Origin of the sequence: Deinococcus pimensis DSM 21231, assembly GCF_000519345.1 — a bacterium.
Classification (GTDB): domain Bacteria; phylum Deinococcota; class Deinococci; order Deinococcales; family Deinococcaceae; genus Deinococcus_A; species Deinococcus_A pimensis.
On the sequence record NZ_KI912671.1, the window covers coordinates 210,515 to 234,737 of the forward strand.

Consider the following 24,223-nt stretch of genomic DNA (forward strand, 5'->3'; position numbering starts at 1 on the left):
GCGAACTCCCGGCAGGACGTCGTGCGAGGCCAGGGCCCGCGCGGCCCGGCGTCACGCCCGAGGACCGGACGGTCTCCCGGTACCCAGGGCCGCGCGGAGCGTCTCGCCGTCACGCACGTTCTCCAGGCCCTGCACGACCTCGTGCAGCCGCGCAGGTTGATAGGTCCCCTGTGCCCGGATCAGGTGCGACGTCACCACGTCAACCCACGCACCCGACGTTTCTGGCTCGTACCGCGCCGGTCCGCGGCACCCGGGGGCTCAAGCCGCAGCTTCCCCCCGCATCGACTCGTGGGCGGCGCGCCGACCCACCCCACCTCCCGAGCGGCGGCGGTCACAACGCTCGCTGACCTCACCGGGCGGGTAGGCCACTTCGCAGCACACGTCTACAAACGTGAAGCGGCCGCGTTCCGTCCCATCCAAGACAACGACCGACCACGCGACGACGTGGCGCGGGTGGCCCTGCGGGAAAGGGCCACCCGCGCGGACGAGGTCACTTCCGCAGCGTCTGCGTGCCGATCAGCAGGTGCAGCTGCACCCCGGCGTTCGTCACCGACGTCATCGTCATGCGGCCTACACTCCGTAGACTCAGTGTCGCGTCCCCCCCGAGCTTCTGTCGGGTCTCGTCGGGCAGTCCGAACGCGCCGTCATCCCGCGCGTAGCACGCGACCGTCCTGCTCACGCCGTTCAGTGTCGTGGCGAGGATCAGCTGCACCAGCGTGTCCGCCGACCCTTTCGCCGTCCACGTGAAGGGACTCGTCGCCGTCACGGCGTCCGTGGGCGTCGTGAGCGTCACGGGCGCGGGAGGTTCGGGCAGCGTGACCGTCAGGGCGGGCACGGCCTTCGAGCCGGGAACTTCGAGCGCGAGGCTCCCACGTGGGCTGGCGAGCATCGTCTCCGCGTCCGTGACGTACTGCACGTCCCCACCCGTGTTGTCACGCGTGAGCTCCGCGTAGGGCCGCCCGTCCGAGGTGAGGGTGAGGTGATGTCCGGCGTCCACACTGGAGGTCGGGGCAGCCGCACTCTGGGTGGTCTGGGCGGCGCCGGTGACGAAGCAGCGGTCCGCGAGGTCGGCGGCGCGAAGCGTCTCGGCGGGGGTGGCGTCGAAAGACGCGCTGACGGTGGTGAAGTCCAGGTCACCGATCTGGGTGCGGGTCAGGTTGAGCACGCCGGACGTGGCGGCGGGTTTCTGCGCGGTGGGCTGCACCTCGGCGCTCGGGGCGGGCGTGAAGGAACCGCAGCCGGCGAGCAGCAGGGGCAGGGTCAGGGTGGCGGTCAGGAGCGTCTGGTGCGTTCTGCGCGTCTTGTTCTTCATGGTCGTCCTCGGGGTGGTGGGACGCCCGGGTGGGCGTCCCGGGTGAAGGTCAGCGCCAGTACTCCAGCAGTCCGTCGCGTCCGTCGTTGCGGCCGAAGAAGCAGTGGCGGGTGAAGGTTCTGGCGACGCTCAGCGCGCGGCGCGCGTCGGTCTCGGTGTCGAACAGGTGGGTCAGGGTGCTTCCGGCGGTGAGCTGCCAGCCGTTTGCGCCGAGATCGGTGAGCGTGAGCACGTTCGGGTCGTACAGGTCGCAGTCCTCGTTGGGGAAGACCGGGACGCGGTATCCCGGGTCGATGCCGACGAAGTACTGCATCCGGTAGTCCTGCGGGTTGGCGCGGGTGTTGTCCTTGCCGATCATGCAGGTGGTGCTGAAGGTGTTCACGAGCGCGGCGAGGTTCAGGGCGGTGTCCCGTGAGTCGACGACGAGGTCGACGGTGCCGGAGGCGTTGGTGACGCGCCAGTTGTACGTGTCGATCTCGCGGTAGGTGACGCTGCGGTCCTCGGTGCAGCCGGGCAGGGTCTCGGTGCGGACTGCGAAACCGCCGGGCACATCGGTGCGGGTGAGTTCGCGGCCGTCGGCGGCGTACATCACGACGGTGATGTGGTCGACGGGTGAGATGGCGGGGCCGTCCACCTCGAAGGTGACCTTGCCGGAGCCCTGCGCGGCCGTGTAGGTGTCGGAGTTCGGCGTGACGGGGTTGGAGACGGTCGTGGTCGGCCAGGGCGTGAGCAGGGCCTTGAAGTACACGCCGCCGGTTTCGCCGGTGGTGTAGTTCACGTCGAGGCTGTAGGGCGTTCGGAAGGTCACGCCGCCGGCCGGCACCGTGAAGGTCGCGCTGACGGTGCTCGGCGCGGGTGGCGGGGGCGTCTCGGTGGTGGGCTCGCAGACGGTCGCGCCGGTCTGACGCATGAACAGCCTGCGGTACGCGGCGCAGTTGTCCTTGCGGGCGAAAATCATTTGGTTCGGGTCGTTGATGTGCCACTGTTCCTTGCCGTCGAGGGTGGCGATGTAGCCGAGCAGGACGTTGGGTTCGGTGAGCGTCTCGGTGGGGTCGCGGCCCAGCGCGTCACGCAGGAGCGCGTTGACGTCGCTTCTGCCGAGCAGGAGCAGCTTCACCATTTCGACGGAGTTGTACGCGGCAGGGACGCGTTCGACGGCGTACAGTTCGTCGGGGTTCTCGTAGCCGGTGTCAGTGAGGTGCAGTTCGTTCCGGTTGAAGTCGCGCATGCTGACGAGGTGTCCGGTGCCCGCGCGGTTGTAGTCGGGGTTGTTGAGGAAGTAGTCGAACTTCTTCTCGGGGAAGTTGAGGTCCTCGACGAGTTCCTGCGCCTTGAGTCCGAGGCTCGTTTCGAGGAGGAAGTCGAAGAGGTTCTCGGCCATCGCCTTGAGGGCTTCCTTGGCGCCTTCGATGCCGATGGCCTCCACGACCGAGTCGATGATTTCCTGCACCTGGAGGACGCCGAGCCCGACCCAGTCGGGCAGGCCGCGCATGCTGGTGAGGTGCTTCCAGGCGTATTCGTTGACGATCTCCTTCGCGGAGGTGAGGTCGGCCTTGCTGAAGCGGTCGCCGTCCTGGGGGGCGCTGAAGAACATCGCGACGGCGAGGCGGTGGCTCATGTCGGGCAGAGCGTCGAGGCCCGCGCGGATGTCCTTCACCCAGTTCTTCTTGTACTCGGTGGGCAGGTAGTTCAGCGCGACGTACGCGGCCTTCTCGACGTTCAGCGCGGCCGCCTCGGCGTACAGCACGGCGGCGCTGCACGAGAAGTCGGTGAGCTTGCACTTCTTGGCGGCGACGGTCTTCTGCTGGATCTGTCGGTCGAAGGCCTTGACGGTGTCCCGGTACGTCTGGATCTCCTTGTTGAGTCGGTTGAACAGCCGCGAGAAGATGCCGGGGATGCTGTAGTGGGTGTTCTCCCCGCCGAGGAGGTTCCACTGTTCGAGTTCGCTGCCGCTGCGGGCGAGGACGAGGTTGTCGGTGATGAAGCCCTGCAGGCCGTCGATGCTGGCGTCCCACGACTGGGGCTGCGGTCCTCGCTTGTTGAGGTAGCCTTCGAGCGTCACGTGTTTCGCGGCGTTCTCGGGGATGAGTTCACCGCCGGGCCGGTCGTAGTTGTACGCGTCGCCGGTGAAGTGGTTGACGAAGGTGTGGGCGAACATGTCCTCGGCGGCGTGCGTGAGGAAGCCGGTCACGAAGGCCTTCTCGCGGGTGGCGCCCGTAACGGAGGCGCCGTCCGCGCCGAAGGCGGCGTTATAAAGGTGACGGAGCCACTTGTCGGTGCCGGGACCGCCGTGGTTGATGTCGTTGTCGCTCTCGCCCGCGGTCTGTTCTCCGGCGGGGTGGATGATCATCTGGCCGGTGATGATGTCGGGGTAGGCGTCCGGGCCGAAGGTGCCGGCGTGGTAGTTCGCGCGGTACGCTCGCAGCGCGTCGAGGAGGTCGGGCCGGACGGGGTAGGTGCCGATCAGGATCCGGTGACCGGCCGCGTCGAGCTTGTAGCCGCCCGTGTCGAAGTTCGTCTCGTAGAAGCTGACGCGTCCGTCGTCGAGGGCGTCCTGCAGGGCGAGGTCGGCGAGGCCGACGTGCGTGACGGGTTTCCAAGCGAGCGCGGTGGGGGCGCTCAGGGCGAGGAGGGCCGCGACGGTGAGGCTGCGGGGAAGTCGTCGGGTGTGGCGGCGAGCGCGGGTGGACATACGGGGACCTCCGGGCGCGGCGTGGGGCCGCGCGACGCGCGCAGGTTAGAAGACTAAGCATGGCGTGAGGATGACATGGTGGTGTACACCCGCACCTTCCCGGCGAACGACAACCGTTCAGACCTCCCGCACCCAGCACCCCGAGCGGTACCACCACGGCAGCACCAGCGCCCGAGCGTAGTTGTCCAGTGCGATCGCGAGCCACACTCCGGGCAGACTCCACCCGAGCCGCACGCCCAGCAGGTACACCCCCAGCGCCGGACGTGGCCCGTCGTGACCTGGGCGGCTGGACCGCGGGAGATCGTCGCGGTGCCTACGGTAGGGCCCGCTTCGCTTCCAAACATTGGAGGCGTGGACGGCGATCCTCTTCGGACCATCGTGGAAGTCCGGGCGCTGCTCGGGCAGCCCTCGCTGAATCAGCAGGAGGGGGCCTCGCTGCGTCAGGGACTCCGGGACCTCGTGGTGGCGCTGACCGGACGGGAGGTGCGTGACGAGGAGGTGCAGGTGATTCTGCACGACCCAGGGGTGTTCGACGAACACCTGAGGTCCTGGTACCGGGAGCAGCTGGTGACGCTGGAGCTGATCACGAAACCCCTGGGTGTGGAGGACGCCTTGGGGGATGTGGAAGGCGCGTCCGCATGGACACGCTCACGAGGCGGCGGGAAGTGAGCTTGGCAAGGGTCAGGAGCTTCGATGTGACTGGCCGGTCCGACGGCTGCTCGCTGGACGTCGGTGGCCGCCACGGTGGGCTCGAGGGTTAAGCCAGGTGGTGACGACGAGCCAGGGCGCTTCGCCCTTGATGCGCCTCGGGTGTGCCACGTCGAACGTCACGCGGAGGAGGTGACGTGCAGCACGAGGAGCTCGTGCGAAAGGGAAGGGACGTTGCGGTTCATCTGCGCGGTCAGCAGCGCCCGCAGCGTCCGTTCGGCGGGGTCGTCACGCATGGCGTTTCTCCAAGGCGGCCGCCCGAACGCGCCGCACGGCGGCGCGTTCGGGGGTGCTCCTCATCGGTTCACTCGTTTCTCGGGGGCGCGCGTGAGGTCGAAGCTCATCACGTGCTGCGGTCCGTTGGGTCCACCGTGGAACAGCGGTCCGGCGTCCGTGAAGCCGACCGCGAGGTACAGCGCGCGGGCGTGGACGTTGCGGCAGTTCACGGTGAGGTTCAGGCGCTGCACGTCCGGACGCCGCGCGCGGAGATCCTGGATCAGGGCGTGCATGGCCGCGCGGCCGTACCCTCGGCCCTGGTGGCGCGTGTCGATCAGGAAGCTGCGCAGGCCACAGCTCGGCTGGGGGAAGGCGCGTTCGGCGATCCCCAGCGGATGAAAGTCCAGGTGGTAGAAGCCGACCACCTCACCGTCGTGCAGGACGGCGTGCGCTTCCGAGCATGGGTCCGCCTCGATGTCGGTGAGGTCGTCCCGTGGCGCGACGACGAATCCCGCCTGCCCTTCGGCGACGGTGAGGGTCAGCACGGCCTGCCGGGTGACGTCGTCCACCCGCGTCACCCACAGGCGGGGTGGACGGCGTTCGTGTGACGGGCGGGCGCGTCGGGTCGAAGGGGAATCGAGGTGCATGGTCGGCTCCGCGAAGGCGTGAGGTGGCGCCCGCCCGTGCGAACGGTGGACCCGGCCCTCAGCACGACGGACGGGAGGCACGGTCGGGCAGGTGGGTCGGGGTTCAGGGCTTCGCGAAGGGATCGCGGAGCAGTTCCGGCGGGGCGCTCACCGGGCTGTCGAGGGTGCCGAGGAACGCCTCGATCCGGTCGAGGTCCGCGTCCGAAAGGTGCAGCGGTTTCAGTTCCGAGTGCCCCTCGGGCGCGTCTGGCGCGTCGTTGTAGTGCCGCAGCACGTCCTTGAGGGTGGCCTTCTGCCCGGCGTGCATGTACGGCGCGGTCCGCGCGACGTTCCGCAGGCTCGGCACCTTGAAGGCGCGTTCGAGTTCGTGCCCGTCCACCTTGAGAAAGCGCAGCTCGGTGCAGTCCTCACGCCGCGCGTCGCTGTACGCGCTCAGGCAGTTGAACTCGTCCTCACGCACCTGCTTGGCCCCGTTCGCGCGGCCCAGGTCGCGCGGCAACCCTGGTGCGGCGGGAATGCCGGTGTTGTGGAACTCCTGGTTGGTCAGCAGCGCGCCGTTGTGGCAGTTGGTGCAACCCGCCTTTCCGATGAAGAGGCGCAGCCCGGCCGCCTCGTCACGCGTGAACGCCTGTCGCATCGCGTCCTCGTCGTTCGCGAGGACGGCGCGGACGTACCGGTCGAACTTCGATTCGCCCGGGTTGAGGCGCCGCTCGTAGGCCGCGATGGCCTTGCCGAGGTTGACGAACACCCGGTCGACCTGCTGCCGCCGCGCCGGGTTGAGGCGATCCCAGTTCGCGTGGATCACCGGGTCTTTCACGGGGCCGGCGTGGTCGGGCAGTCCGGTGAGGTCGGGCAGCGGTCCGAAGATCGCTTCGTACTCCGCGCGGTAGTGTCGGGCGAGGAGCTTGACGAGCATGGTCCGGTCCGCGCCGTGCTCCACCGCGCTTTCCAGCGGGCCGAGCGCCTGCGCCCACTGGGAGTCCTTGCGGCCGTCCCAGAACAGGAACGGTGAGTACGCCGTGCCGATCACGGTCATGGTCTTGCGGTCGGTGCGTCCCACCCCCCTGGCGAGCGGCAGGCCGTCGTTGAATGCCTGCTGGGGTTGGTGGCAGGAGGCGCAGGCGACCTTGCCGTTGGCGCTGAGCCGCGTGTCGAAGAAGAGCTTGTGACCGAGCTTCACGGCGCGAGGATCGTCCGCGTAGCGGTTGCTCCTGTCCTCGGGGAGGTTCGGGAGGCTCAGCAGGGAGAGGCTGCGCAGCGTGGCCTTCTGCTCGGTCGTCCAGCCGGGCTCGCGCGTGGCGGCCCACAGGCCGAGCCCGCCGAGCGTGACGACGGCGAGACCGGCGGTGACGCGCAGGGCGAGCGGGATGGGTCGCATGGTCGTCACCTCAGCGGAGCATCAGGTTGAAGCGGACGGTGTCCGTCTTGTTCTGGAAGGTCACCTTGTAGTCCATCACCCACCAGCCGCCCATCTGGTACTTGAGGCCTTCGACGAGGTAGTCGCCGTGCCCGAGGTACGTGTCCGCGACGGGGTGGGTGGGCAGACCGTGGCCGTGCTGGGGCATGTCGCCGTCCACGCTGATCAGGGCGTGCTCGATGGGTTCACCGCGCGGGGTTTCGAGGTGCAGCGTCCAGCTGTGCAGCCGGTTCACGGGGATCGGCGTGACGGACGGGCGGTAGGACGCCTTGAAGAGCCCCGCGTTGGAGGTGCGGGTGGTGCCGAGGTTGAGGTCGGCGGGAACGTGGTTCATCCGGACGACCATGGCGGCGCCTGCGAGCGCGACGGTGCCGGCGAGGACGCCCACGATGACGAGGGCCGCCTTGAGGCGCTTCGGAAAGGGGCGGCGTTCGGTGGGTGTGGTGTACATGGCGAACCTGCTTTCGGTCGGGCGGAGGGGAACGTTGACGACGGTCGTGAGGGTCGACGTCGGCTTGCCTTCACGGTAGGAGCCCCGGCGGTGGGGACGCATCGTCCCTTCGTTCAGTGGTCGCTCGTACAAAAGTTGGCCCCGACGGACGCCGCCGACGCGTGGGGCGCGGCGTGAGGGAGGACGAAGCCCGCCCTCACGTGGGCGCGGCGGGCCCGCCGGCGCGCACGGAGTGCACGTTCCGTCCGTCCGCGTGCTCCTTTACCCCCGGCGCACGGGCACGTCCGCAGCAAGGTGAGCCGAACGCGTCGTCAGGTGGTACGCTCTGCGGTCAGATGAACCTCACGGACGGTGAATACAAGCTGACCCTCGGTGGGGTCCGGCAGTGGGTCCGCGTGGACGGCGCGAGGCACGGCACGGTCCCGCTCGTGATCGTGCACGGCGGACCCGGCGGGAATCACTTCGTGTTCGAGCGGACCGCCGGACCGCTCCTCGCGCGTGAACGCACGGTGGTGTACCACGAGCAGCGCGGCTGCGGACGGTCCGACGCGCCCACGGACGAGCGCGCGTACGACGTCACGACCCTCGTGCGTGACCTCGACGAGCTCCGCGAAGCCCTCGGGGTGCGGGCGCTGGACCTGCTGGGCTACTCCTTCGGAGGTGGGCTCGTCCTCGCGTACGCGCACGCCCACCCCGGGCGCGTCCGCCGGGTGGTGGCGCAGGCGCCCGTGCTGGACCTGCATGACGCGCGAATCGTGGCGTGTCAGCTCGCGGGGTTCGCGCAGATCGTGACGGACGAGGTGCGTGCCCGGGTCGAGGGGGCCCTCGCGGCCGCCGCGCCGCCGGAGGTTCGGCTGGAGCGGGTGTGGTCGAGCGTCGATTCGGCGTCCGTGGATCGCTTCCTGTTCGAGGACCCCCGCTGGGCCGCGCGGAACCGGGCGTGGTGGCGGGAGAGCGGGCTCGTCAACACCGGCTTGACGCACTCTGTGGTGAAGGAACGGCCGCTGCTGTCGTGGTCGGCGTTGCGGGACGTGCGGGTCCCCGCGCTGGTGGTCGTGGGTCGGCACGACCGCAACGTCGGGGTGGGGTACGCGCGGGAGGTGAGCGAGACGCTGGAGCGCGCGGAACTCGTCGTGCTGGAGGAGGCGGCGCACTTCCCGGATGTGGAGGTGTCGGATGCGTACGCCGAGGTGGTGCTGCGCTTCCTCGCTGGGGCGACGTGAACGGCGCCCTTGGGCGTCCCGTCGGCGCGACCCACGAGGAGCAGCGCGGCGAGGACCGTGACGGCGGTGTGGGCGCCTTCCCACGGTCAGCCCGTTCTGCTGCGACGTCTCGACCCGGGGAGGCCGTGCGCGGCAGCGTCCACCACGGGCATCAGGGTCCCTGTCCTGTCCTGCGCCGGACGGCGTTCAGACTCGCATCGCCGTCTGCGGGAAGGGCTGATAGCGTGGGCGGGTGAACCTCGGAGAGCTCAAACGACTCCATGACGAACACGCCGCTTTGCGCGCCCTGCTGGACCTCGCGTTGACGGGGACGCGGGGCCTGCCGGGCTTCCTGCTCGACGCCGCTGGCGGAGCGGCGGACCCTGGTGGGCGCCGTGAAGGCGTACTCGGACGTGACGCCCGATGCGTGGCGGGAGCGGCTGACCCTGCACGAGGCGCGGTACGGTGTGCTGGAGCTGCCGCTGATCGGCGCTTCACACTGAGCGTGGCGAAGACGAAGAGCGAATTCGGAAGCGGTTGAAGCGCGCTCGGGCCGTGTCGCTTGATGACGTCTGCATCCCGCACGGTTGAATTTTCGCTGCCGGGATGGACGGCCAGATGAGCTGGTGGGGCGTGGTCAATCCCGGCTCGTGGTGGGCGGGGGCGTAGTTCATGGCGCTGTCACGCGAGGCGCTTCACTTTCACGTGGTGTTCACGCCCCTTGAGCTACCCTCGATCCAGGTCAGCGGGAGTCGACGTGAGCAAGGGGAGGGGCGTCGACACCCGCTGAACTTCTGTTTGGACGCGGCCCGGAACGAACACCTTCTGATCGGCCCCGGCTCAAACTCAAGGCCCGCCGGGGTCGTTTGCGCGCCCCGGAACAGATCGCCGCTTAGAGCGTGGTTCACGACCGCACGGCCCACACGATACCGAGGACACGGCCGCACCGTCCTCCCACCGCAGCAGCAGCGACCCGTCCACCTCGACACCCCCGGTACGACCACGCTCCGTCAGCCCTCCGCCTCGACCCGACCCGACGCAGACGAATGCGTCCCCCACCCTGACCGAGCCCCACCAGCAGCCGTGTCCGGACCTGACGCGCTCCTGGCCCTCACTCCGCACGGTACGCTGAACCCATGTGGCGCGAACGTCCTTCCCCAACCCCGAATCGTGCGCCGCAAGCGCCGCTCCGTCCACGCGTCCGCACCGCACTCAACGCGGGTCGGGTGAGCGTCCGAGCGACCTGGCGAGCAGCCTCGTCCGCGTGACGGGCGTCGCGCTCGGCCTGCTCGCCGCGTTCAGCTGGGGCGTCGCGGACTTCCTCGCCCGCTTCGCCGCGCGCGCGTTCGGCGCGTACCGAGCGCAGTTCTACTCTACCTTCGTGGGCTTCGCCGCGCTCACCGTGGCGCTCCTCGCGACCGGCGAGTTCGCCCGCTTCAGCACGTACGATTCGCCCGGCGTGTGGGGTTGGGCGGTCGTCTGCGCGGCCCTGATCAGCGGCGCGTCGCTCGCGTTCTTTCAGGCCTTCGGTCAGGGCGCGCTCGCGCTGGTCTCCCCCATCGTCGCGAGTTACGGCGCCGTCACGGCCACGCTCGCCTGGTGGAGCGGTGAGGTCCTCACGCCGCGGACCGGTGCCGCGTTGGGGTGCGTGCTGACGGGCATTGTGCTGGCCGCCGTGCCGGGCCGCGCGGCGCCGACGACGCGAGGATCGGGGCCGCTGTCACCCGGGGTGGCGTGGGCGGTCGGCGCGGCGTGGGTGTACGGTCTGGCCTTCTACCTGCTCGGGGCGCACGTCACGCCGGACCTGGGTGGGCTCACGCCCATCTGGATCTCCCGTCTGCTGGGTCCCTTCGTGCTCGCGCTGATCGCCAGGGTGAGCCACGAACCGCTGGTGCCGACGCCGCGTGGCCACGCCCTGTGGGCGCTGGTCGGCGTGGGGAGCCTGGGGACGCTTGCGTCGGTGGCGACGGCGCTCGGGCTGGGGCGTGGCGAGGACGCGGTCGTGACGGTGCTGGGGTCGATGTCGACGGTGGTGACGGTCCTGCTCGCGCTGGTGGTGCTGCGTGAACGGCTCGCATGGCATCAGTGGCTCGGCGCGCTCTTCACCCTCGTAGGGATCGTGCTCCTGGGGAGTTGACCGGGCGGCGAAGATCGGGAGGGGGTGACCCGCGACGCGTGCGGTCAAACTCACACGCGTCGAGCAGGAGCGGGTGTGGGTCTGGCGAACGTGAAGCGGCACGGTGGGCGGGTGTGGGCGGAAGGTAAGCCGGAGCGTGGCGCGACGTTCCTCCTCGAACTGCCTCGAGCCTGACGCCGGCGGGCGTCTCGGTGGAGTGTGCAGCGGGGCCCGGGGGGTGGGTGTGGCCTGTGCCCCACACCGCCTCCCGCCGCTCACGCCGCGATAGCACGACACGCAACAACCGACGCACCTCCGGCACCGTTAGCGGAATCAGGTGCTCAATCTCGACCGGCCCCCCTTTTTCTCCTTCGCCGCCACCACGGTCAGAAAAGCATGCGCCAGCATCGCCAACGTGATGTGCCGGTACCACCCCACCCAAGAGCGCACCTCGTACTGATCGAGCCCGACCTCCCCCTTGGCGCTCTCGAACGCCACCTCGACCGCCCAGCGCGCGCCTGCGGCTCGCACGACGTTCTGCAAGGTCACGGCATGCGGCGCGAACACCACGAAGTACGCCACGTCGCTTTGGTCTTCAAGGGATCGCCGCGCCAGCACGTACCGCTCGAAGCCCTCGGGCAGGATCGGCCCCAGCCCCGCCTGCACCAGCGGTTCCATCAGCTCGGTCACGCCCACCCAGGCCCACTGGTACAGCCGCTCACCCTTGCTGCCCAGACCGGCAGACAGCGTGTGCCACGCCTCTTCCTCGAAGGCCGCCACGATGTCTGTCACGTGGACCTGCGCCGGACCACGCTCGGTGATCGCCCAGACGTGGAAGTTCGACGCAGTCGCCAGCACGTGGGGTTGCTGCCGCGCCTCAAGGGACGAGCGGACCTGGTACGCCGAGTACACCGCGTCCCCCAGCACCCAGGCGGCCTGCACACCGCCTTCGAAGGCGCGGGTCAGCATGGCGAGCGCCAGGTCCGGTTTGGTCGCGGCCCCCACCTCGTCGGGGATGTGCGCTTCCCGACGACGCGGCAGGTCTTGAATCCACTCCTTGGGCAGGAACAGCTCGCGGTCGATCAGAGCTGTTCCGTCAGGCGTGGCGTACGCGAGGAACACCCCGATCTGGCAGTTCTCGATGCGTCCGGCGGTGCCGCTGTACTCAGGCGTGCAGAGACGCGTGATCGCTCATCTCCGAAGCGGCCACGGTGTGCCAGAAGGGCCGCCTGCGCCCTGGTGCGGGGTCGACCGGCGTGCGGGGGGTGTGCGGAGGCTCGGTCATCGGCTTCACTGTCGCGCCTGCCGCTGAGCGTTGTTGAGGACTCGTGCGGAGCCCGGGTCCTATCGGGAAGTGCGAGGTGGAGCTTGACGCGTCAGGAACGCTGTGTTCTTCGCGCTCGTGGCGTTCGGTTCGGCTACTCGGGTTCTACAGGAGTCACGCGTGGTCGCTGAACACCGCCCCCGCATACTCAGGCCAAGCAGGAGAGCGGAACCGCCGCTCCCACCTCAAGCCCCCGCTCGACGCTCCGCGTCACGAAAGGAAACCCTCGCACTGCATGACCCCCTCCGGACGACCTCCGGCGCTCTTAGCGTCGGAAGTCGTATTAATGGGCTCGCCATCTTAAGGACAGAGGACGGGCATGTCATGAATCGCAGATCCCATCAAAGCAAACCCCGCGGGTTCTAAACAATCTCCACGCAGCTCTTGAACGATCACGCGACAGACTCATACCAGGTGGATGAACCACCTGAACCTCAAGGAGACCCATCATGACCAACGTCAGGAAGATCGTCACCCCCGTCCTCGCCGTTCTCCTCGTCGGCACCACCCTCGCGGGCGCGCAGACCCGCACCGCGCCGCAGACGAAGACCCAGGCGACCACCCAGACCCAGCAGGGTCAGACGCAGCAGCGGCCCGCCCGCGCGCCGCTCACGGTGAAGTTCTACGCCGGGAATCCCCTCAGGGGTGGCAAGCTGCTCTCCAGCGCCACCGTCCAGCCGCTACCGCGCGGCGACACCACCACGCCGAGCAACCCCTTCGCGAAGGCGCCCGCGGGCGCCACGTACGTTACCGTCAGCCGCGGGCCGGACACGCAGGTCATGACCCTCAAGGACGCGCAGGCGAATCCCTTCCCGGGTGGTCGCGACGGGCGCGGTCCTGGCGGACGCGGCGGTCCGGACGGCGACGCCGGACGCGTGGCGCCGCAGGGCCAGACGCAGCCGCAGGGTCAGGGTCAACTCCAGGGTCAGCCGCGCACCGCACCGAACGGTGGAGCGCTCCGTGACGACCGCGGGGGCAACCCCGACGTGGCGGGCCTGCGTCTGCGCGGCCTGCGGGACGCGAGCAGCGTGACCTTCTACGCTGGTGATCCCCTCGCGGGCGGCAAGGCGCAGACCACCATCAAGCTCGGCGGCACCCTCACGGCGCAGCAGCAGCAGGCCCTGACGACCGCGGCGAGCAAGGCGAAGTTCGCGGTGATCGAACGGTCCGGGGGGACGACGATCGTGGACCTCACCGCGCGAAGGGCGATGAACCGCTGACCTCTCCGTGGCCACACGGTCACGAGGATGAAAGGCCTCGCCGCGCAGCCGGGCACCTGGTGAAGGGGGGCGACCGTGTCGCCCCCCTTCGAGCATACGTAACCTCGGTTCACGACAGATGCCCGTTCCTGCGCGGAGCCACGGGAAGACCCGGACCGTGCCCGCGAACGACGAGGGGCCCTCCGCGTCTACTCAGGACCCCTACAAGTCCCTCCCGCATGCTGAACACGCTCACGCCATCCTGCCCTCAGGTCACCCGACCTCACCGTTGCGCCCTCTCCTCTCTTCCCCGCGCGAACGGCACGAAAGGACCTCATGACCACCTCCAAGCACCGTCTGCTCCTGCCCGGTCTGATTGCCGCTTCCCTCACGGGCGCCTCCCTGTACGCCTTCTCGCTCGCGAGCGCGGCCAGCACCAGCCAGGCCGCCACGACGACCGCCGACGCGCAGACCACCAAGGTCGTCAACGCCGCGAACGCCTTCCTCGCCACCCTCACCCCAGCGCAGAAGCAAAAGGTCATGTTCGCCTGGACCGACAGCGCGCAGCGTGTTCGCTGGAGCAACTTCCCCACCGGCATCTTCCAGCGGGCCGGCCTGCGCTACGGCGACCTCACGAGCACGCAGCGGACTGCACTGATGACGCTGCTCGGCGCGGTCCTCAGCCCCGAAGGCCTCAAGATGGTCCGCGAGCAGATGCAGGCCGACGACGTCCTGAAGGCCGAAAGCGCCAACCAGAGCGGTGGGGGTGCTCCGGGCGGGGGGACGCCCCCGAACGGTGGAACACCTCCCCAGGGCGGCACTCCCCCGAACGGCCCGCAGGGCAGCGGACGCGGACCCGGCGGGTTGATCTTCGGCAGCGACGAATACTACGTCAGCTTCCTCGGCACGCCCAGCACCACGGGCGCGTGGACCTTGCAGTACGGCGGGCACCACCTTGCCATCAACGCGACCGTGACGGGCGCGAACATCACCCTCGCGCCCAGCCTCACCGGTGGGCAGCCCATCAGGACCACCGTGAACGGCAAGAGCGTCACGGTCGTCACGCAGGTGCCTGAAGAAGTCAAGGACGCGTACGCGCTGCTCTCGGGCCTCACGGCCACGCAGAAGGCGCAGGCGGTGCGCAGCACGAGCCGGATCGACCTCGTCCTCGGCCCCGGACAGGACGGCAAGACCCTTCAGCCCGAGGGCCTGCCGGGCAGCGCGCTGACCGCCGCGCAGAAGAAGCAGCTCCTGACCCTGATCCGCGACCGCGTCGAGATCCTCAACGCGAACGACGCCGCTCCGAAACTCGCCGCGATCGAGAAGAACCTCGACAGGACGTACTTCGCGTGGTTCGGCCCGACGACGGGTGACGGCGCCGGGAACGCGTACTGGCGCGTGACGGGCCCCACCCTCACGATCGAGTTCAGCCCGCAGCAGATGGGCGGCGACGCGTCGAACCACCTGCACAACATGTACCGCGAGCCCGGCAACGACTACGGTCAGGCGCAGACGAAGTGAAGGAGGGGTCGGGCAGCCGCGGGCATGACGGCCCCGACCTCCACGTCGGCGCTCACGAGGGTGAGCGCCGACGCGTTTCGATCTACCTGGGTTCTGCACACCTCACACCGCTGGGATGAACACGTCCCCGCGATACTTCCCGCAGTCGTCGAACGATACCCCCGAGCGCGTACGCGTTCGAACCGCCCCGTCGAGTCCGCTCGTCACGCGAGGTCCTCCATGAAGCTCAAGTTCGTTCTGCCCGTCCTGCTCCTGACCGCCTGCCTGAGTGCCCGCGGCGGCACGAGCGCCTCCACCGAGTACCGCGACCCGACGGACGAGCACGGCGCCGCGGACGTCCAGTGAGGACCTGATGATGACGATGCGCCCGCGAATCCTGCTTGCCGTCCTGTTCGCCCTGAGTTCCTCACCCGCGTTCGCGCATCCCGTGGACGAGGTGGTGCAGGGGGCGTACCTCACCCTCGCGCCCGGCGGGGTGAGCCTCGAACTGGACGTGACGCCCGGCGAGAAGGTCGCGGACTCGGTGATCATGTCCCTCGACCCGAACGGGGACGGGAAGGTCACCGACTCGGAGGCGAAGGGCTACGCGCGGAAGGTGCTCGCGGGGTCCACCCTCACCCTCGACGGAAAAGCGACGTCCTGGACGCTGGACCGCGTGGAGGTACCGGACGTCGCCCTGCTGCGGGTGGGTGGGGGCATCCTCAAGATCCACGCCACGGCGAAGCGCGCGGACCGGGCGGGCACGCGGACGCTGTCGTACGTGAACAGGTACGCGCCCGCGAAGACGCAGCCGACGGCGAACGTGTTTCTGCAACCCAGGAGCGGCTGGACCTTCGGCGTGACGAAGCAGACCCGCAGCAACGACGGTCGTTCCCTGACCGTGACGTACACGCAGGGACGCTCGTGAGCCCTGCGTGGCGGCGTCTGACGCTGCTCGTGGCCGTCCTGTTGACCTTCGCGTCGTCCGCGCTGGCCCACTCGATCACCTTCAGTCACGTGAACGTGCGGCTCGACGCGTCCGGCACGAAGGTCACGGCGCAGCTTCCCGTGGCGGCGCTGCTGCACGAGCAGCCGTCACCCCTGCCGAAGGGCACGACCGAAGCGAGTCTGTCGAAGACGCCGCTGCCCGCGGACGTGCGGGCGTCGTTGACGGACCTGCTCACGGCGCGGCTCCTGCTCTCGTCGGGTGAGTCGGCCCTGCCGCTCACCGTGACGAGCGTGCAGCCGTCCGGGGCGGACGTGACCCTCACCTTGACCGCGCCGAGCGTGACAGGGGCGCTGAAGGTGGACGCGAACCTGTTCCCGGAGGACACGCTGCACAAGGTGTTCGTGGAGGTCTACCGCGCGGACGCCCTCGTGGGGCAGTACGCGCTGGACACGCAGAACCCGACGCTGACGCTCGCCGCGCCCGCGCAGTCCCTCGGGCAGGTCGTCGTGACGTTCATCCGCGAGGGCGTCCACCACATCTTCATCGGGCCGGATCACATCCTGTTCGTGCTGGCGCTGATCCTGCTGGGCGGGCGGGTGGGGACGCAGCTCAAGGTGATCACGGCGTTCACGGTGGCGCACAGCGTCACGCTGGTGCTGGCGACGCTGGGGATCGTGGCGCTCCCGTCCCGGCTGGTGGAGAGCGTGATCGCCCTGAGCATCGTCGTGGTGGGGCTGCATGATCTGGTGGCGTTGCGGCGCGGGCAGGTCGTGGGGCGGGATCCGAGGGCGGTGTTCGCGTTCGCATTCGGCCTCGTTCACGGATTCGGGTTCGCGAGCGTGCTGTCGGAGCTCTCGTTGCCGCGTGAGGCGCTGGGGTGGTCGCTGGCGGCGTTCAACGTGGGCGTGGAGGTGGGGCAGGTGGTGATCGTGCTGCTCGCCGCGCCGGTGCTGCTGCTGCTTCGTCGGGTGGCGCCGCCGCGTGTTTCGCAGGGGGTTCTGGTGGCGGCGGCGGGGGTGGTCGTGCTCACGGGCGGCGTGTGGTTCGTCCAGCGCGCCTTGGGCTTGTGATGGACAGGCTCCAGCTTCTGGCATCAAGAAAATCCCCTGCCTTCGGGCGCAAAGACGCATGTCGCTGTCGCGTTGAGGACCGGTCCTGTCCGCCTGCAGCCATCAGGAGTGCCGCCCCTTCCCGCGAGGTCGCGGACGTGGCCTCGTCATGCTCTGCACCCGCAACTCCTCGAAGAAGCGGGTCATGCGCTGCCGGGCTGGGAGCGGCATGTCCTTGATCGGTGTTCCCGGCGTCACTTCCCGAAGTTCTTCCGCCGTGGCGAACAGTTCGGGCAGCGCCCGACGGTACTTCGGGGCTCTTCAGAGGACGGCATGGGTACACTGAGGGTCACGTTGAACGCCCACCTGTTCCTCCAGCAGATCAACCACAACGGGTTCAACCGCGTGATCCTGGAACGCCTCCCCCGGCTGAATTTGCCACAAGCGCACCTCGTGGCCGGTTGCCTGTTCCAGACCATCTGGAATGTCCAGGCGGGGCTGGCGCCTCATCACGGCATCATGGACTACGACGTGTTCTATTTCGACGAGCATGACGTGTCATACGAAGCGGAGGATCACGCGATCCGTCGCGCTGCTGCGCTGTTCGCGGATCTGCCGGTCCGAGTCGAGTTGAGGAATCAGGCGCGTGTACATCTGTGGTACGAACAGCGCTTCGGTCGCCCGTGTCCACAGCTGTCCTCGACGCGTGCGGGCATTGACCGATTTCTGATTCTCGCGACATGCGTCGGCATCACTTCAGGGCCAGGGGGTGCCCACGAGGTCTACGCCCCTCATGGCTTCTCAGACCTGGTGGGCGGCATGCTGCGGCCGAACCCCGTTCATGGCGACCGAGCGTTGTTCGAGGCGAAGGCGAGGAGCTACCAGGAGCGGTGGCCGTGGCTCCATCTCTGTGGCGTGAAGGCAGGTTGACGAGGTCGACGGAGCCGCCCGACCGACGGCCAGTGTCCGACACCCCTGAATCCTGACATGCAGGATCGGCCCAATCACGGCCTGATCAGAGCGCGTGTGCCACGGTGAATTTGCCACACGGTGATGAGCACTCTGGTGACCAGAACCCTGACGGCCAGCACCTTGTACGACGTCGCCCTTACCTGCGCCTGGCCCTGCGGTCGATGGGCACCGGTCAAGTCGGACATCGTCACGGTGCCCGAGAAGAGTGTGCGGCCGTCACTCAGCCCAACCGGGCAGACAGGGAGACAAGAGATGTACCAGGTTCAAGCAGGTGACACGCTGGAGAATCCCGTGACGGGTGAGCTCGTCAGCATCATCGAAGCGCCCAGCGACACGAACGGACGGCGGCTCATTGTCGAGGGCGTCATCCGCCCCGGCGGGGCGGTCGCGGGCGCGCACGTGCACCCCGACATCGACGAGACCTTCACCGTGCTCCGCGGTCGGATCGGCCTGCGGCTCGGACACCGGAAGCTCATCGCGCCGCTCGGAGAGCGGGTGCGTTGCCCGGCAGGCACCGTGCACGACTGGTGGAACGCGGGCGACGAGGACGCCGTGGTCCGCGTGGAGATCACGCCCGGCGACCGCTTCCTGCAGATGGCTGCCAACCTGTTCGGCCTCGCGCAGGACGGCAGAACGAACGCGAAGGGCATGCCGAACTTCCTGCAGCTCGTGGTGTTCGCCCAGGAATTCCAGGACGTCCTGACGTTCGTGGAGGGGCCGCCCCCGGCGGTCCTGAAGGCCGTCACGGCCGTCGTCGCTCCGGTCGCGCGGCTGCTGGGCTACCGGGGAAGCTACCCCAGGTACGTCCACCAGCCCCGCCTCACTCGCGCGGCGACCCCGTCCTCAGTGACTGCCCGCACCTGAAGCCACGACTCCCTTTCCGTACCAAGGAGACCTTGCCATGCGTACCCCCGCCCTGATCACCGTCACCCTGCTGCTGACCCTCACCGCCTGCGGCGGTGGAGGCGGCACCCCACCCACGGCCACCCCCCCGGTTCACGAAGCGCCCCAGTCGTCGCCCGTCGGAACTCCGGTGGGCACGCCGACCCGGCAGACCATCGGCGTGGCGGGCGGCAGCCTCAGCACGCCCGACGGGAAGGTCCGCCTCGACATCCCCGCCGGGGCCCTCTCCGCCGACCAGACCGTGAGCGTCCAGGAAATCAGCAATACCGCGCCCGCCGGTGCGGGCCGCGCGTACCGGCTCACCCCCGAAGGGCTGACGTTCGCCAAACCCGTGCGTCTGACCTTCGGCTACAGCGACGAGGACACCGTCGGTTCCGCGCCGCAGGCGCTGAGCGTCGGCTATCAGGATCACGCCGGCGTGTGGCGGATGTACCGCGAACCTACCCGTGACCTGACCGCCAGAACGATCTCGGTCGAGACGAACCACTTCAGCGACTGGTCGAAACTCCAGGGTATGCAGCTCCAGCCTCTGCAGGCCGAGGTGCGCGTCGGGCAGAGCGTGAACCTGGCGGTCGTGTCCTGCACGGACGACAGCGACCTCGACCCGGACGAACTCACCGTGCCCATGCCCGCCGGCTCTGCGTGCGGTCCGGCCGTGACGGCCTTCACCGCCAGGAACTGGTCCGTGAATGGCGCGGCGGGCGGCGGCGGCGGCGGCACGGTCGTGGACGCGGGAGGCAGGATGGGCAGAGCCGTCTACACCGCTCCGGCCACGAAACCCGCGCGCAATCCCGTCGCCGTCTCGGTCGCCGTCAACGATCTGAGCGAAGGCGACTTCACCCTGGTGTCGAACGTGACCATCAAGGACCCCGCCGCCGCCGGGCAGGGCACCCTCGATCTGGTGTACAGCGGCGCGAAGGACGGCACCGCCGAGTTCGAGACCACGCACGAGGAGTTCCTGGGGCAGTACACCTACACCGTGACCGGCGTGGACACCGCCACCCCCGACTTCACTCTGCTGAAGACGGGCGGCACCGGAAGTTACACCTACCGCTACGACCGGAAGTTCGACCGGACCGAACAGGTCTTCTGCAGCGACCTGCACCCCCGGGAGACCCTGATCGAGAAGAACACGGAAACCGTCCGTGACGGCGGCGAATCCACCCGCGACGACCGCGGCCTGCGCGTCCTGAAGGTGGGCGGCACGTACACCTTGCAGCTCACGCCTCACACCATCCCCTACAAGGGAACCGACGTCACCTGGCGGTTCTACAAGGGCGCCTGCAACCCGTTCTCCGACACGCCCGCCGACGGGTCCACCTCCACCTCCAATCGATGGGGCAACTTCGAGCCTCGCCTGCGTGACCTGCAGGGACAGATCGACCCGCAGGACCCCGATCACCTCCAGGGCAGCGCGACCTGGAAGGAGAGCTTCTCGGGTGTCGAAACGACCGTCCGGGCGACCTGGAACATCACGCGCGGCCCGTAGGGCGCTGAAAGGGCCTCAAGTCGACGGAGACGTTCAAAGGCGAGTCTCGCGCAGGGCAGTCAGCTCGTGATTTCACCGCGATCACCGTCTCGATGGTCGCTTTTCTACGTCCCGTACAGGGTCGAGCGGACCGGGACGCTGTTCCTCGACAGCGTGTACGACGAGAACGCCACGTGTCACGTCGCGTTCGGCGCGACGCGGGACCTGTACCTTCACGCTGCTCGATTCTCCCGCACGTCGGGAGCCCGCCGGGACCTCGTGTACCAGTCCCGGCGCGCGTCAGGAGACCTTCGGCCTCCGGGTTCCCCTTCCTGCTACCGGCCTCTGAACAGCACCTCGCCCGTGAGGTGCACGCTGATGCCGGAGTCCGGGTCGGTCTGCGTCACTTCACACGTGGTGGACTTCCCTTCGAACACGTCCGCGGTCCTTCCCTTCTCCGCGGCGCTCTGGAACAGGACCGCGCCACTCGCGTCCGTGACGATCGCGGTCAGCGCCAGCGGTACGCCCACGCCTCCGCCGTCCACGTGACCGGGATTCCAGATGAAGCTCGAAGGGACGTGCTCGCCGGCGCGGCCGCTGTTCACGGTGACCGTGACGGGCACGCCCGCGCATGACAGCGTCATGGTCGAACTGGTCGGCGCGCCGCTCGGCGCGGCCGACACGGCAGGTGAGACGACGAGGAACAGCAGTGCGGTGGCCGCGTTGACGCTCGGATTCTTCATATGGGCCTCCTCGCTCCACACCGGATGGTGTTGGGCGTCCCTTCGAGATGACGTTCACGACGTCACGGCAGGACGAGCGGCTTCAGCGGGGTGTCGACGTCACGCCGATCTGGGTCATCATCGTCATGACGTCCAGGTGATGCCTCACGAAGCGGATGCGGTCACCCTCAAGGTCGCACCACAGCACCGCCATCACCTCGATCCTGCGGCCGGTCGGTGGGATCGACCCGCCGGGCGTCTCGAGGTTCCCGGTGTGCGTGCCGGTCCAGACGACTTCCTGTACGAGGGTGTCTCCCTGCCGCAAGGAGCGTGTGACCGTGCCGCGCACGTCCGGTAGGGCCTCTCGCCAGCCCATGCAGAGTCGCGCGTACGCCTGCGCGCCCTGCACGGCCCGGCCCGTGGCGGGCTCCTCGTAGGTCATGTCGGGCGTGAGGGTACCGACGAACGCGGTCCAGTCCGCGCGGTTGAACGCGTCGACGAGCGCGGTGTCGGTGATGGTCGTTCTCGTGTCCATGACGGTCCTCCCCGAGTTGCCGTCGCTGTCCGCGTCGGTACCTTCACGGTAGGCGCGGTGTCGGGCACGGCACATCGGGAAGATTCGGTAGGCGCTTCACGTTCCAGGTGGGGAGAATCCGGTCGTCGTTCGTTCGTTCGCCCAGCGCGCGAGCGCCACGCGGTTGCGCAATTCCAGCTTTCCGAGCATGTTCGAGACGTGCTTTCCGACCGTTCCGGCGCTGATCCCGAGATCTCGCGCGATCCGTTTGTCCGTCGCGCCCAGCGCGAGCAGACGCAGCACGTCCCACTCGCGCGCCGACAGCGGGTCCGATCGGATCGCGCCGGGGACGTCCAATGCGTCGAGCCATTCCTGTACGTCGCGCCTGAGGTCCTCGTCCGGCATGCTCGCGCCCACCTCACGATGCGCCGCGTACGACGCCCCCAGCCGGGCGTACAGATCCACGTCGAGGGTCCGCGCGTGCGGCGCGAAGCACACGTCCCAAGGTTCGCCCGTCTGTTCGCGCGCGTGCTCGCTCCAGCCCACCATGCGCGCCGCGAGCGTGAGCCGACCCTCGTCACGCGCGCGGAACGCGAGCTGATGGACCAGCACGTAGTGGAGGAACACGTGTTCCTGCCGCAACGCCAGCGTCCACGCTTCGCGCGCGAGCGGTCGGCTGGACGCGTCCCGCCCCTGCACGTAGGCGCTCCAGGCACGCTGCGTGACCGCGAAGGCCACGCCGAGGTCGTACCCGGCGCGCGTGGCGACCTCGTGGGCACGTTCGAACGTCACCTCGGCCCGCTGAGGTCGGTCCTGCCGCAGGAAGGTCACGCCGGTGTTGACGAGGGTCACGGCGAGCCGCAGATCGTCCCCGGCACTCACGGCGTCCTCCTCGACCTGCCGGAAGAGATCGAGCGACTCGTCGCACTGCCCGAGTCCCGAGAGGAGCGACGCGAGCTCCGCGCGGACCTCCATGACGCCTTGTGGGTCGTTCTGTTCGAGGTACAGGTCGAGCGCTTCACGCAGGGCGCGGCCGGCCTCGTCGAAATGCCCGAGGGCGCGTTCGGCGGCGCCGAGGTCGCTCAGCACGGCGGCGCGCAGCGCCCGACTTTCCACTCCTGACGGCAGGGCCAGCGCGCGACGCATCCACCCGGCCTTGCGGGCGGTGGACGCGCGGCCCCAGTACACGTCGAGCGCATGCACCATCCGCAGCGCCTGCGCCGCGCACTCGCCGCGCACCAGCCAGTCGAGCGCGGCGTGCAGGTTCGCGTCGTCCAGCGCGAGCCGCGCGTGCCATTCGGGGCGCAGCAGCTCCCCGTGCCGTTCGGCACGTTCGGCGAGCGCGAGGAAGTGCCGGGCGTGCCGGTCACGGTACGTCGTCTCGTCGTGCGTGGCGAGCTGCTCGACGGCGTACGCGCGGACGGTGTCCAGGAGCTTCCAGCGTGAAGGCGCGTCCGACGTGACCGGCTGGAGCTGCACGAGGCTGTGCTCGACCAGCCGGGCCAGCGTTCCCTGAACGTTCGGTTGCCGGGTCAGCGCCTGGAGGGCGGTCAGGTCGAAGCTGCCCGTGCAGGTACCGCACGCGCCCAGCAGTGTCCGCTCGGGTTCGTCGAGCAACCGGAAGCTCCACGTGAGGGTGTCACGGACGGATCGACTGTGATGAGGACCGTCGTGCGGCCCGCCTTCGAGGACGTCGAGGGGTCGGTCGAGCCAGTCGAGCAGTCCGGCCGGTGAGACGGCGCGCAGACGAGCGGCGGCGAGTTCGATGGCGAGAGGGACGCCGTCGAGGCGTTCGCAGATGCGTTCGACGAGCGCTTCGTTGTCGGATGTGACGCTGAAGTCGGGGGCGACCTGTCGGGCGCGCGTTTCGAACAGGCGGACGGCGGCGCCGCGCATCCCACCGGTGAGGTCCAGCGGACCGAGTGGGAGCTCCTGTTCGCCGCGCAGATGGAGTGGGACGCGGCTCGTGACGATCACCCGCAGGTTCGGACAGCGGGCGAGCAGCCCGGCGACCTGGGGGGACGCGTCGAGCACGTGCTCGAAGTTGTCGAGGACGAGGAGCAGCGCGTGCGGTTCGATGGCACGGGCGATCCCGTCCGGTTCGGCGGTTTCGGCGTTCACCGCTCGCGCGACCGCGGCGAGTACATCTTGAGGATGACCGACGTCGGTGAGGTCGATCCAGACAGTGCCGAGGTCGTATTCAGGTGCGAGGGTGCGGGTGAGTTCGAGCGCGAAGTGGGTCTTGCCGATCCCGCCGGGACCACGGATGGTGAGGAGGCGGATCTGGGGACGGGTGAGCAGTTCGCTGGCGCTGAGCAGTTCCGCTTCACGACCGATCAGCGACGCGGGGGGAAGCGGTGGTCTGCTTCGTCCGTCGATGGCGCGTGCGGGCTTCATGATCCAGTGTAGGAGCGCCGGACAGTGGAGCGGTGAGGCGATGGGGGTGAGCAGGGAGGTCGAGCACTCGGAGGGGCGTCGCGCGAGCAAATGAGGTTCGTGAATGTCCTGTGCGACAAAGTCGGGGTTCACCAGGGTCGATGAAGTGCGCGTCGAACGGGGAGAGGGCTGCTTGACGGCGACTCGGCGAGAGGTTCGGGCCGCGTCCTTCATGGCGCGCTCCGAGCTTATGAAATCCCCTGACCCTGCGCACGTCTTGGTGGATGCCGTTGTTCAGTCGGGTCTACCTCAGATGCACAGTCAGGCCACGAAGCTGACCTCACTCGAAGCCATGCACGACCACCGTCACCGCCCCTTCCACAAAGCGTCAAGACGAGCCTTCCACGCTTTCGTGCGATTTGGGATCCTGAACGTGCGAGGCGGGCTGCGCAGCGCGGGCCGCCCTGCAAGGTTCGGCCTGTGGGA

Annotated in this window: 21 protein-coding genes and 1 pseudogene; 12 read left to right on the forward strand and 10 right to left on the reverse strand. The window is 68.9% G+C overall.

Translation table 11 applies throughout. From position 1 onward, the window contains the following. Nucleotides 1-490: 490 nt before the first annotated feature. From DEIPI_RS0120675 to DEIPI_RS41950, 3 genes are all read right to left on the reverse strand, one after another. The gene (locus DEIPI_RS0120675; protein ID WP_027483032.1) at nucleotides 491-1,312 is read right to left on the reverse strand and encodes a hypothetical protein; all 822 of its coding nucleotides are present in this window, start codon (nucleotides 1,310-1,312) and stop codon (nucleotides 491-493) included. Between the two features lie 49 nt (nucleotides 1,313-1,361). Further along, entirely contained in the window at nucleotides 1,362-4,004 is a 2,643-nt protein-coding gene (locus DEIPI_RS0120680; RefSeq protein WP_027483033.1) for a hypothetical protein, read from the reverse strand. Between the two features lie 117 nt (nucleotides 4,005-4,121). Beyond that, the gene (locus tag DEIPI_RS41950; RefSeq protein ID WP_281173246.1) at nucleotides 4,122-4,253 is read right to left on the reverse strand and encodes a hypothetical protein; all 132 of its coding nucleotides are present in this window, start codon (nucleotides 4,251-4,253) and stop codon (nucleotides 4,122-4,124) included. A 102-nt stretch (nucleotides 4,254-4,355) separates the two neighbouring features. Between DEIPI_RS41950 and DEIPI_RS0120685 the strand changes: the two genes are divergently transcribed. Further along, a complete protein-coding gene (locus tag DEIPI_RS0120685) occupies nucleotides 4,356-4,673 on the forward strand; it encodes a hypothetical protein (protein WP_027483034.1) in 318 nt (105 codons plus the stop codon). Between the two features lie 335 nt (nucleotides 4,674-5,008). Here the strand turns inward: DEIPI_RS0120685 and DEIPI_RS33190 are convergent, their stop codons facing one another. From DEIPI_RS33190 to DEIPI_RS35870, 3 genes are all read right to left on the reverse strand, one after another. Next, nucleotides 5,009-5,575, reverse strand: a complete 567-nt coding sequence (locus tag DEIPI_RS33190) for a GNAT family N-acetyltransferase (RefSeq protein WP_052351876.1) — start codon at nucleotides 5,573-5,575, stop codon at nucleotides 5,009-5,011. Between the two features lie 103 nt (nucleotides 5,576-5,678). Then, entirely contained in the window at nucleotides 5,679-6,953 is a 1,275-nt protein-coding gene (locus DEIPI_RS33195) for a cytochrome-c peroxidase (RefSeq protein WP_045234890.1), read from the reverse strand. Nucleotides 6,954-6,963: 10 nt separating this feature from the next. Further along, nucleotides 6,964-7,443, reverse strand: a complete 480-nt coding sequence (locus tag DEIPI_RS35870; RefSeq protein WP_169737171.1) for a FixH family protein — start codon at nucleotides 7,441-7,443, stop codon at nucleotides 6,964-6,966. A 335-nt stretch (nucleotides 7,444-7,778) separates the two neighbouring features. On the opposite strand from DEIPI_RS35870, the gene DEIPI_RS0120710 reads away from it, so the two are divergent. The 3 genes from DEIPI_RS0120710 (at nucleotide 7,779) to DEIPI_RS42125 (ending at nucleotide 10,956) form a co-directional block, all read left to right on the forward strand. Next, on the forward strand, nucleotides 7,779-8,666 hold the full coding sequence (locus DEIPI_RS0120710; protein WP_027483035.1) for an alpha/beta fold hydrolase: 888 nt from the start codon (nucleotides 7,779-7,781) through the stop codon (nucleotides 8,664-8,666). 1,243 nt (nucleotides 8,667-9,909) lie between these two features. After that, nucleotides 9,910-10,782 carry a DMT family transporter gene (locus DEIPI_RS0120720; protein ID WP_027483036.1) on the forward strand — a complete coding sequence of 291 codons (873 nt, stop codon included), beginning with the start codon at nucleotides 9,910-9,912 and terminating at the stop codon, nucleotides 10,780-10,782. A 24-nt stretch (nucleotides 10,783-10,806) separates the two neighbouring features. Then, the gene (locus tag DEIPI_RS42125; protein WP_342667528.1) at nucleotides 10,807-10,956 is read left to right on the forward strand and encodes an ATP-binding protein; all 150 of its coding nucleotides are present in this window, start codon (nucleotides 10,807-10,809) and stop codon (nucleotides 10,954-10,956) included. A gap of 138 nt (nucleotides 10,957-11,094) precedes the next feature. On the opposite strand, the pseudogene DEIPI_RS33205 reads toward DEIPI_RS42125, so the two are convergent. After that, nucleotides 11,095-11,928, reverse strand: a pseudogene (locus DEIPI_RS33205) (IS701 family transposase); the annotation flags it as partial. Between the two features lie 606 nt (nucleotides 11,929-12,534). Between DEIPI_RS33205 and DEIPI_RS0120730 the strand changes: the two are divergent. From DEIPI_RS0120730 to DEIPI_RS35880, 8 genes are all read left to right on the forward strand, one after another. Next, nucleotides 12,535-13,305 (forward strand): hypothetical protein, encoded by a 771-nt coding sequence (locus DEIPI_RS0120730; RefSeq protein WP_027483037.1) that lies wholly within the window; start codon nucleotides 12,535-12,537, stop codon nucleotides 13,303-13,305. Nucleotides 13,306-13,620: 315 nt separating this feature from the next. Continuing rightward, nucleotides 13,621-14,805, forward strand: a complete 1,185-nt coding sequence (locus DEIPI_RS0120735; RefSeq protein WP_052351879.1) for a DUF3500 domain-containing protein — start codon at nucleotides 13,621-13,623, stop codon at nucleotides 14,803-14,805. Between the two features lie 219 nt (nucleotides 14,806-15,024). Continuing rightward, the gene (locus DEIPI_RS41955; RefSeq protein WP_281173247.1) at nucleotides 15,025-15,150 is read left to right on the forward strand and encodes a hypothetical protein; all 126 of its coding nucleotides are present in this window, start codon (nucleotides 15,025-15,027) and stop codon (nucleotides 15,148-15,150) included. 16 nt (nucleotides 15,151-15,166) lie between these two features. Beyond that, nucleotides 15,167-15,712, forward strand: a complete 546-nt coding sequence (locus DEIPI_RS40475) for a hypothetical protein (RefSeq protein WP_169737172.1) — start codon at nucleotides 15,167-15,169, stop codon at nucleotides 15,710-15,712. Between the two features lie 29 nt (nucleotides 15,713-15,741). Beyond that, the gene (locus DEIPI_RS35875) at nucleotides 15,742-16,803 is read left to right on the forward strand and encodes a HupE/UreJ family protein (protein WP_169737173.1); all 1,062 of its coding nucleotides are present in this window, start codon (nucleotides 15,742-15,744) and stop codon (nucleotides 16,801-16,803) included. Between the two features lie 333 nt (nucleotides 16,804-17,136). Further along, nucleotides 17,137-17,712 (forward strand): nucleotidyltransferase family protein, encoded by a 576-nt coding sequence (locus DEIPI_RS0120755; protein ID WP_027483040.1) that lies wholly within the window; start codon nucleotides 17,137-17,139, stop codon nucleotides 17,710-17,712. A 294-nt stretch (nucleotides 17,713-18,006) separates the two neighbouring features. Continuing rightward, complete coding sequence (locus DEIPI_RS33215; RefSeq protein ID WP_045234809.1) at nucleotides 18,007-18,618, forward strand: cupin domain-containing protein; 612 nt, start codon at nucleotides 18,007-18,009, stop codon at nucleotides 18,616-18,618. A gap of 37 nt (nucleotides 18,619-18,655) precedes the next feature. Further along, nucleotides 18,656-20,146 (forward strand): hypothetical protein, encoded by a 1,491-nt coding sequence (locus DEIPI_RS35880; RefSeq protein ID WP_052351882.1) that lies wholly within the window; start codon nucleotides 18,656-18,658, stop codon nucleotides 20,144-20,146. 314 nt (nucleotides 20,147-20,460) lie between these two features. On the opposite strand, the gene DEIPI_RS0120770 is transcribed toward DEIPI_RS35880, so the two are convergent. The 3 genes from DEIPI_RS0120770 to DEIPI_RS0120780 all read right to left on the reverse strand — a co-directional run bounded on the left by DEIPI_RS0120770 (nucleotide 20,461) and on the right by DEIPI_RS0120780 (nucleotide 23,758). Beyond that, nucleotides 20,461-20,868 (reverse strand): hypothetical protein, encoded by a 408-nt coding sequence (locus DEIPI_RS0120770; protein ID WP_027483041.1) that lies wholly within the window; start codon nucleotides 20,866-20,868, stop codon nucleotides 20,461-20,463. Nucleotides 20,869-20,950: 82 nt separating this feature from the next. Then, a complete protein-coding gene (locus tag DEIPI_RS35885) occupies nucleotides 20,951-21,382 on the reverse strand; it encodes an ester cyclase (RefSeq protein WP_052351883.1) in 432 nt (143 codons plus the stop codon). 96 nt (nucleotides 21,383-21,478) lie between these two features. Next, nucleotides 21,479-23,758: a LuxR C-terminal-related transcriptional regulator gene (locus tag DEIPI_RS0120780; protein ID WP_169737174.1), complete on the reverse strand. Its 2,280-nt coding sequence runs from the start codon at nucleotides 23,756-23,758 to the stop codon at nucleotides 21,479-21,481. Nucleotides 23,759-24,223 lie beyond the last annotated feature (465 nt).

Excerpts from the sequence above, each read along its gene's own strand:
- DEIPI_RS0120675 (WP_027483032.1), bottom strand. The coding sequence starts at position 1,312 with ATGAAGAACAAGACGCGCAGAACGCACCAGACGCTCCTGACCGCCACC.
- DEIPI_RS0120680 (WP_027483033.1), bottom strand. The coding sequence starts at position 4,004 with ATGTCCACCCGCGCTCGCCGCCACACCCGACGACTTCCCCGCAGCCTC.
- DEIPI_RS33190 (WP_052351876.1), bottom strand. The coding sequence starts at position 5,575 with ATGCACCTCGATTCCCCTTCGACCCGACGCGCCCGCCCGTCACACGAA.
- DEIPI_RS33195 (WP_045234890.1), bottom strand. The coding sequence starts at position 6,953 with ATGCGACCCATCCCGCTCGCCCTGCGCGTCACCGCCGGTCTCGCCGTC.
- DEIPI_RS35870 (WP_169737171.1), bottom strand. The coding sequence starts at position 7,443 with ATGTACACCACACCCACCGAACGCCGCCCCTTTCCGAAGCGCCTCAAG.
- DEIPI_RS0120710 (WP_027483035.1), top strand. The coding sequence starts at position 7,779 with ATGAACCTCACGGACGGTGAATACAAGCTGACCCTCGGTGGGGTCCGG.
- DEIPI_RS0120730 (WP_027483037.1), top strand. The coding sequence starts at position 12,535 with ATGACCAACGTCAGGAAGATCGTCACCCCCGTCCTCGCCGTTCTCCTC.
- DEIPI_RS0120735 (WP_052351879.1), top strand. The coding sequence starts at position 13,621 with ATGACCACCTCCAAGCACCGTCTGCTCCTGCCCGGTCTGATTGCCGCT.
- DEIPI_RS41955 (WP_281173247.1), top strand. The coding sequence starts at position 15,025 with ATGAAGCTCAAGTTCGTTCTGCCCGTCCTGCTCCTGACCGCCTGCCTG.
- DEIPI_RS40475 (WP_169737172.1), top strand. The coding sequence starts at position 15,167 with ATGCGCCCGCGAATCCTGCTTGCCGTCCTGTTCGCCCTGAGTTCCTCA.
- DEIPI_RS33215 (WP_045234809.1), top strand. The coding sequence starts at position 18,007 with ATGTACCAGGTTCAAGCAGGTGACACGCTGGAGAATCCCGTGACGGGT.
- DEIPI_RS35880 (WP_052351882.1), top strand. The coding sequence starts at position 18,656 with ATGCGTACCCCCGCCCTGATCACCGTCACCCTGCTGCTGACCCTCACC.
- DEIPI_RS0120770 (WP_027483041.1), bottom strand. The coding sequence starts at position 20,868 with ATGAAGAATCCGAGCGTCAACGCGGCCACCGCACTGCTGTTCCTCGTC.
- DEIPI_RS35885 (WP_052351883.1), bottom strand. The coding sequence starts at position 21,382 with ATGGACACGAGAACGACCATCACCGACACCGCGCTCGTCGACGCGTTC.
- DEIPI_RS0120780 (WP_169737174.1), bottom strand. The coding sequence starts at position 23,758 with ATGAAGCCCGCACGCGCCATCGACGGACGAAGCAGACCACCGCTTCCC.